Annotated in this window: 8 protein-coding genes; 7 read left to right on the forward strand and 1 reads right to left on the reverse strand. The window is 36.7% G+C overall.

All coding sequences use genetic code 11. The features are described 5' to 3' along the window. On the reverse strand, positions 1–1,727 hold a 1,727-nt coding region (locus AC1DPQ_RS12600), incomplete at its 3' end, for an ABC transporter ATP-binding protein (protein WP_477609552.1). Between the two features lie 528 nt (positions 1,728–2,255). Between AC1DPQ_RS12600 and AC1DPQ_RS12605 the strand changes: the two genes are divergently transcribed. From AC1DPQ_RS12605 to AC1DPQ_RS12635, 7 genes are all read left to right on the forward strand, one after another. Further along, positions 2,256–3,344: a Glu/Leu/Phe/Val family dehydrogenase gene (locus AC1DPQ_RS12605; RefSeq protein ID WP_029275979.1), complete on the forward strand. Its 1,089-nt coding sequence runs from the start codon at positions 2,256–2,258 to the stop codon at positions 3,342–3,344. Between the two features lie 50 nt (positions 3,345–3,394). After that, positions 3,395–4,345, forward strand: coding sequence for a transcription antitermination factor NusB (nusB, locus tag AC1DPQ_RS12610; RefSeq protein ID WP_477609554.1), 951 nt, complete (start codon positions 3,395–3,397; stop codon positions 4,343–4,345). A 2-nt stretch (positions 4,346–4,347) separates the two neighbouring features. After that, the gene (locus AC1DPQ_RS12615) at positions 4,348–4,806 is read left to right on the forward strand and encodes a DUF1573 domain-containing protein (RefSeq protein WP_230145119.1); all 459 of its coding nucleotides are present in this window, start codon (positions 4,348–4,350) and stop codon (positions 4,804–4,806) included. Between the two features lie 71 nt (positions 4,807–4,877). Next, the gene (gene yajC / locus AC1DPQ_RS12620) at positions 4,878–5,198 is read left to right on the forward strand and encodes a preprotein translocase subunit YajC (RefSeq protein WP_477584577.1); all 321 of its coding nucleotides are present in this window, start codon (positions 4,878–4,880) and stop codon (positions 5,196–5,198) included. A gap of 123 nt (positions 5,199–5,321) precedes the next feature. Beyond that, complete coding sequence (locus AC1DPQ_RS12625; RefSeq protein ID WP_477584578.1) at positions 5,322–6,269, forward strand: YbbR-like domain-containing protein; 948 nt, start codon at positions 5,322–5,324, stop codon at positions 6,267–6,269. Further along, positions 6,269–6,883: a dephospho-CoA kinase gene (coaE, locus tag AC1DPQ_RS12630; protein WP_477584579.1), complete on the forward strand. Its 615-nt coding sequence runs from the start codon at positions 6,269–6,271 to the stop codon at positions 6,881–6,883. Before AC1DPQ_RS12625 ends, coaE begins: the two co-directional genes overlap by 1 nt. A gap of 12 nt (positions 6,884–6,895) precedes the next feature. Further along, positions 6,896–7,235 (forward strand): hypothetical protein (locus AC1DPQ_RS12635; RefSeq protein ID WP_477609556.1); only part of this gene is annotated, 340 nt, incomplete at its 3' end.

Raw genomic sequence — 7,235 nt, forward strand, 5'->3', positions numbered from 1 at the left:
AAACTAAGTAATTCATTGTGTGTGCCTTGTTCAATGATTTTGCCATTATCCAGCACCAAAATCTTATCCGCATTTTTAATGGTAGAAATCCTGTGGGCAATTAAAATACTTGTTTTTCCATCCATAATTTTACCAAGATTTTGTAGTATTTCCTCCTCGGTTTTAGTGTCAACCGCCGAAAGACAATCATCGAATATTAAAATCTTAGGTGATTTAATCAATGCTCTGGCGATAGAAACGCGTTGTTTTTGACCTCCAGAGAGGGTTATTCCACGTTCGCCCAGCATGGTTTCGAATTTTTCTTCAAAATCGATAATATTGGTGTAAACCGAGGCGTTTTTAGCAGCAGTATGCACCTCTTCATCCGTAACCTGGTCTAAACCAAAGGCAATATTATGCTTTATCGTATCAGAAAATAAGAAAACCTCTTGTGGTACAAAGCCAATCTGACTACGGTAATCTTTTAGATTTAAGGCTTTAATATTTTTTCCATCAATATCAATAGCACCATTTTCTACATCGTACATGCGCATAATCAGATTGGCCAATGTCGATTTTCCGGAGCCCGTTTTTCCGATTATGGCTACAAATTCGCCACTATTAATCTCAAAACTCACATCTTTTAAGGCTTCAATCCCTGTATCTGGGTAGGTAAAACTTACCTGGTCGAACTTGATATTGCCATTTAGCTCAATTTCAGCAGTTTCTTTCGATTGGATATCAGATGGGATATCCAAAAATTCATTTATCCTTTTTTGCGATGCGGCAGCCCGCTGGATTAAAGAAGTAACCCAGCCCAGCATGGTTACCGGAAAGGTTAACTGGTTGATGTAAATGATAAATTCAGCAATATTCCCTGCGGTGATACTGCCATTCATCACCTGGATACCGCCAATGTATATGGTTAAAATGGTACTCAGGCCAATTAATAAAAGCATAGTAGGGTAAAACAAGGCCGATACTTTAACCAGGCTCATCGAATCTTTTTTATAATCGTTGCTCTGGATGGAGAACATGTTTCTGGTATAATCTTCACGAACATATGATTTAATGATCCGGATCCCCGAAAAACGCTCCTGCACAAAACTCGAAAGATCTGACAAACGTTCCTGTATCTTCCCGCTTTTTTTAAAGATCAAAGTATTTACATAGTATATAATCACCACCAGAAAAGGGAGGGGTAATAAGCAATAAATGGCTAGTTTTGCATTTACATCAAACATCGACCAGATAATTAGTACCGATAACACAAAAGTATTAATCGTGTACATAATCGCCGGACCAACGTACATCCTTACCCGGTTAACATCTTCTGTGGCACGGTTCATTAAGTCGCCTGTGTTATTCCGGCGGTAAAAACCCAGGCTAAGCTCCTGGTAATGTTGGTAAATATCGTTTTTCATATCGAACTCTATATGCCGCGACATTAAAATAATAGTTTGGCGCATAAAGAATAGGAACAATCCACGCAATAAATAAAGAGCAATAACTAACAAGCCGAAAAACAGAAGATTGCTGCTAAATATATCGTAAATTATAGCCTGGCGATCGAAACCGTAAAAGAGATTAAATACCTGAATGTTTTCGGTAATCAGGTCAACTGCATAACCAATTACCTGGGCTGGCACTACACCAAAAATATTAGAAATTACCACGAAAATACTTCCGGGTATAATCCACCATTTGTATTTAAGAAAGTATTTGTTTAATCGGCTTAAATGTTTCATTCCATACAAACTTAGCTAATTTTGTTATTTCATGATGCATATTTATCTATTCTGGTCTAAGCTTTAAAAATTAATGACATTGTTGGCGCAAAATGTTATTTGTAGGGCTTGCTTTCAAATATGTTTGCTTTTTGAAAACGAGCGGTTCTGCCTTTCATCGTTATAGTAGCCCTGCTATCCATTTCAAGCCGATTGAAGGATCGGGCTTTGCATTGCTATCAGGTTTATTTAACTATGGCAGTAGGGCTTGGTTAAACGAAATCTGTTGTCAGTTTAATTATAGAAACTGAAAAGCATTGGATGTTTAGCTCATTCGCTTCTTACGCCTTGTTCGTGTCCTCACGAACCAAACATTAGTGAATTTAACCGCGTTTTTTTAATCAATTTATTATAATCCTATAACGTTTTAAAAATCTCAAAGGTTTATTAATTTAGCTGCAATCGAATTAATTTTGTTATAGTTTCGTTAAATACGTGTAATAATGGTTTTTTATTTTAATTTTGCAGCAGGTTAGCCGAACGTTCAATATGCCAGCAAATTCTCCGTCAGATTTTTCAATTTTAGATCAATTAAGTGTCTATGGCCATAAAAAGTTGGTTTTTTGCAACGATCCAGATACAGGTTTAAAAGCAATTATTGCTATACACGATACTACATTGGGCCCTGCTTTAGGCGGAACACGTATGTGGAGTTATAGTACAGAAGGCGAAGCTTTAGAAGATGCACTGCGTTTATCGCGCGGAATGACTTACAAGGCAGCGATAACTGGATTGAATCTGGGTGGWGGAAAAGGCGTAATTATCGGCGATTCCAGGAAAGATAAAACAGAAACTTTAATGCGTAGCTACGGTAGGTTTATTAAAAACCTAAATGGCGAATTCATTACGGCAGAAGAAATGGGTACCAATACACGTGATATGGAATATATCCGTATGGAAACCAATTATGTTACTGGCGTTCCCGAATCAATTGGTGGTGCTGGTAATCCGGCTCCTTTTACTGCGCAAGGTGTTTATTTAGGCATTAAAGCCAGTGTTAAAGAGGTTTTCGGTACGGATATGCTTGCTGGTAGAACCATTGTAGTACAAGGCATCGGAAATGTTGGCGAGCATTTGGTTGCACTGTTAAGAAAAGAAAACGCCGAAGTTTTGATCAGCGATATTAACCAGGAACAACTAACTTACGTTGCCCGGAAATATAAAGCAAAACCGATCGAAGCCGATAAAATTTTTACAACAGATGCCGATGTTTATGCTCCATGTGCAATGGGTGCTACCGTTAACAACAAAACCATCGAAAAAATGAAGTTTGCAATTATTGCAGGTTCAGCAAACAATCAGTTAAAAGATGAGGTTTTAGACAGCGAATTACTTTTGAAGAAAGGGATTTTATTTGCACCTGATTATTTAATTAATGCTGGTGGATTAATTTCTTGTTATTCTGAGTTAACGGGTTTTGGTAAAAAACGCACCGTACAGCTTACAGAGAATATTTACGATGCTACAAGAAGTGTGATTAAGTTAAGCAAAACCGAAAATATATCAACAAATATTGCAGCCAATCGCATTGCCGAGAAACGGATTGCAGATGTTAAAAAAATTAAATCGTCATATTAAATCATAATTATTAAAACAGGTTTTAAAAAACCGCACTCGTTCTTACATTCATGTTAAACAGAAGGCACTTAAGAATCAAAGCTTTGCAAAATATTTTTGCTTGGCACATGGCAGACAAAAAAGACATTAAAGGTGATTTGAAAACTTTAATGCAGAGCATCGATAGCGTGTACGAAATGTACATCTGGATGTTATCTTTAATGGTAGAAGTTACCGAATTTACTGCTAACGACGCCGCAGAGCGCGCAAATAAGTTTATTAAAACCGCAGAGGATATTAATCCCAACATGAAATTGCTGCACAATAAGTTTAGCGTTTTAATGCAGCAGAATCCCGAATACGTTTCTGCGGTTAAAAAATACAAGGTAGATTGGGGTTTCGATCCGGAAATCCGTAAAACAGTTTACAATTCCTTAAAAGCATCAAAAGAATATGCCGATTATCTTGCTGATCCAAACGAAAGTTTAGAATCATCAAAGGATATTATTAAATACATTTTCAGGAAAATCATCTTAAAAAACCAGGCCATTTTGCAGGTTTTCGAAGAGAAATTTATCAACTGGCAGGTAGATCACGAAGTGATGAAAGGTATGGTGGCCAAAACCTTGAAAAACTTTACTTTCGAAGATCCTTTTAAAAACAAACTGACCGAAATTAGTGCAGATTGGGTTGAAGATAGCAAATTTGTTCAGGATCTTTTTGTGCATACTTTGCAGAACGATGCAAAATATCAGGAAATGATTGCCGATAGAACCAAAAACTGGGAATCGGAGCGTATTGCATTAATGGATACAATTTTAATGAAAATGGCCATTTGCGAATTGTTAAACTTTCAATCTATTCCGGTTAAAGTAACCATCAACGAATATTTAGAGTTATCAAAAGATTACAGTACACCGAAGAGTAATTCGTTTATTAACGGTATTTTAGACAAAATTTTAGGCGATCTTAAGAAAAACAATACCATTAAAAAGATTGGCCGCGGATTAATCGAAGATTAAAAATGAAAAGAACATTTATCTTGGCTATTGCTGCGCTTTCATTTGCAGCATGTCGTAATGCAAATAATCAAACCAGCGAAACCGCGACAGCTGTTTCGGTTGGCAATGATACTTCAAAAACAGCTAAAGTTGCTCCGGCAGATGCGCCTGTTATTGTTTTCGAACGAGATATTTTCGATTTCGGTAAAATAACACAAGGTGAGAAAGTTAAGCACGATTTCAAACTTAAAAATACAGGTAAAAGTCCACTGATTGTTTCAAATGCGACAGCAACTTGTGGTTGTACCGTTCCTCAGGTACCTGGTGAGCCTATTTTGCCTGGTAAGGAAGGGGTAATTAGCGTAGTTTTTAATAGCGAAGGTAAAATGGGCATGCAAGATAAGGTAGTAACCGTAACGTCAAATGCAAATCCAACGGTAAGCACTGTTCATTTGGTAGGAGAGGTACTTGCTAAAAAATAAATTGGTTCGATTGTTTATGGCAATTGCACATAAATAACCAACTATTCACAAAAAACACAAATAAATAAGAAATGACATCAACAGTAATATTACAGGCAGCAGCAGGTGGTAGTAACACGCTAACTACAATCGTACCAATGGTACTAATCATGGTAGTTTTCTACTTTTTCATGATCCGTCCGCAAGTTAAAAAAGCTAAAGACCATAAAAAATTGGTTGCAGAATTGAAAAAAGGGGATAAAATCGTAACTACCGCAGGTATTCACGGTCGTATTGCCGATATGAATGAAACAACTTTTTTAATCGAGGTTGAAGGCGGTGTAAAGATCCGTTTCGATAAATCAGCAGTTTCTTTAGATGCAACCAAAGCAGTTGTAGCGCCTAAAGCCTAATAAATTAATAAAATTTAAGCGCAGTCCCGAAAATTTTCGGGACTGTTTTTGTTTTACTACATTTGATTAAATGCATTTTGGATAATATTTTTCCAGCTTACAGCTAATATTTAATTTATTATTATGCCCTTCATTAGGTTAACGAAGATTGAAAAAAGACGTGTGTTTAGCTTATTGGCCTGCTTGCTGCTGGCCATAACTGCATGGCTTTTTATGGCATTAAACAACAAATATATTTATGTAGCAAAAACCGTTTTGGTTTTTAAAAACACACCTACCAAAAGAGCATTTTATCCCTTACAGTCTGATACGATAGATTTACAGGTAGAAGGCACTGGCTGGCAATTGCTGTTTGCCCGTTTAAGGATYAGTCCACCCTCTGTTTCTGTTAATTTAAGTCAGCTCAATACCAAAGATTTTATTGTTTTTTCCGATCAGCTTTTCAATATCAACAGACAGTTAGAAAGTACACAAAAGGTAATTTCTGTTAAACCCGATACCCTGTATTTCGATTTCACCAAACGTGTAGTGAAAAAAGTTCCTGTAAAACTGATCGATAAACTGAGCTTTGAAAAGCAATATGGCATTTCTAGTGAGGTTATTCTTAACCCGAAATATGTTAAAGTGGCGGGCCCTGTAGAGGAGCTAGCCAAAATAAAGTTCTGGCCTACAGATACACTTAAGCAGGATAAAATACAAAGCAGTAGCACGACCAGGATTGCCTTACAGCACAGTATCCATAAAAATGTAAGCATTTATCCTTCGTCTGTAGAGGTTAGATTACCTGTTGATGAGTTTACGGAGAAGACTATCGAAGTACCGTTAAAAATTACAAACAATAGGAATTATAACAATCTTAAACTATATCCTAAAAAAGTTAAAGTTACCTTCTTAGTCGCGTTAAGTAATTACGATCAGGTTGACGAAAGTTTTATTACCGCTACCATTGATGTAGACGAATGGCAAATTTTAAAGCATCGTCAGTTTACAGTGAGGATAACCGAGTTTCCTGATTATTGTAAACTGGTAAGCGTAATGCCTTCCAAAATAGATTTTATTGTAGAAAAATAATGTATAAAGTAGGTATAACAGGCGGGATAGGCAGTGGTAAAACAACGGTTTGTAAGGTTTTCGAAGTGTTGGGGATCCCTGTGTTTTACGCCGATACTGTTGCTAAAGAAATCATGTGCAAAGATGTTTTGTTGGTGGAGGGAATTAAATCTACTTTCGGGAAAGAAAGTTATTTCGAAGATGGAAGCCTAAATAACAAGCATATCGCTGGCATTGTTTTTAATAACGAGGAAGCGCTTGCAAAATTAAATGCATTGGTTCATCCGGCAGTTTTTAGGGCATTTGATGCCTGGGAAGAAACCATTCCTTCAACAGTTCCTTATACTTTAAAAGAAGCAGCAATACTGTTCGAAAGCGGCTCTTATAAATTGTGCGATACTACAATTTTGGTTACCGCCCCTTACGAAGTTAAATTAAAGCGTTTAATGCAACGCGATGGTGTTACTGAAACGCAAGTGAAGGCACGTATGGATAAACAGTTAAGCGACGAAGAAAAGACAAAAATGGCCGATCATTTTATCATAAATGATGAGCAACAATCTATAATTGAACAGGTTTTAGCTTTGCACCAAGAATTTTTATTGGTTGCAGAAAATAGTTATGGAAAACCTTAAAGACAGAGACTAATGGCAACAGACGGCGTTAAAATAATTGACGGAGACACAGCTCACGATACATATTGGGGAATTATGGATTTGTATGACAGCGGAGCGGACCTCGACATTATAAAAAAGGAATTTCCACTAATTCAAGYTGAATACTTCGACGACTTCGACAATGAAATCTATGTYACATCTTGTGCCTTGGCTCTTTGGGAAATAGGCCAAATGAAAAAGGATAAATTAGATTATGTTAAATTAATTATTGACAAAGGAGCTTGCGTAAAAGAATGGAAAGAAAATGGCAAAAAAGAAGGCAAAGCAAGACAAAAGGAACTCGATAGATTTTGGAAGAAAATCAGTCAGA

This window comes from Pedobacter sp. 01T416_2 (assembly GCF_056398925.1).

Excerpts from the sequence above, each read along its gene's own strand:
- nusB (WP_477609554.1), top strand. The coding sequence starts at position 3,395 with ATGTTAAACAGAAGGCACTTAAGAATCAAAGCTTTGCAAAATATTTTT.
- AC1DPQ_RS12615 (WP_230145119.1), top strand. The coding sequence starts at position 4,348 with ATGAAAAGAACATTTATCTTGGCTATTGCTGCGCTTTCATTTGCAGCA.
- yajC (WP_477584577.1), top strand. The coding sequence starts at position 4,878 with ATGACATCAACAGTAATATTACAGGCAGCAGCAGGTGGTAGTAACACG.
- coaE (WP_477584579.1), top strand. The coding sequence starts at position 6,269 with ATGTATAAAGTAGGTATAACAGGCGGGATAGGCAGTGGTAAAACAACG.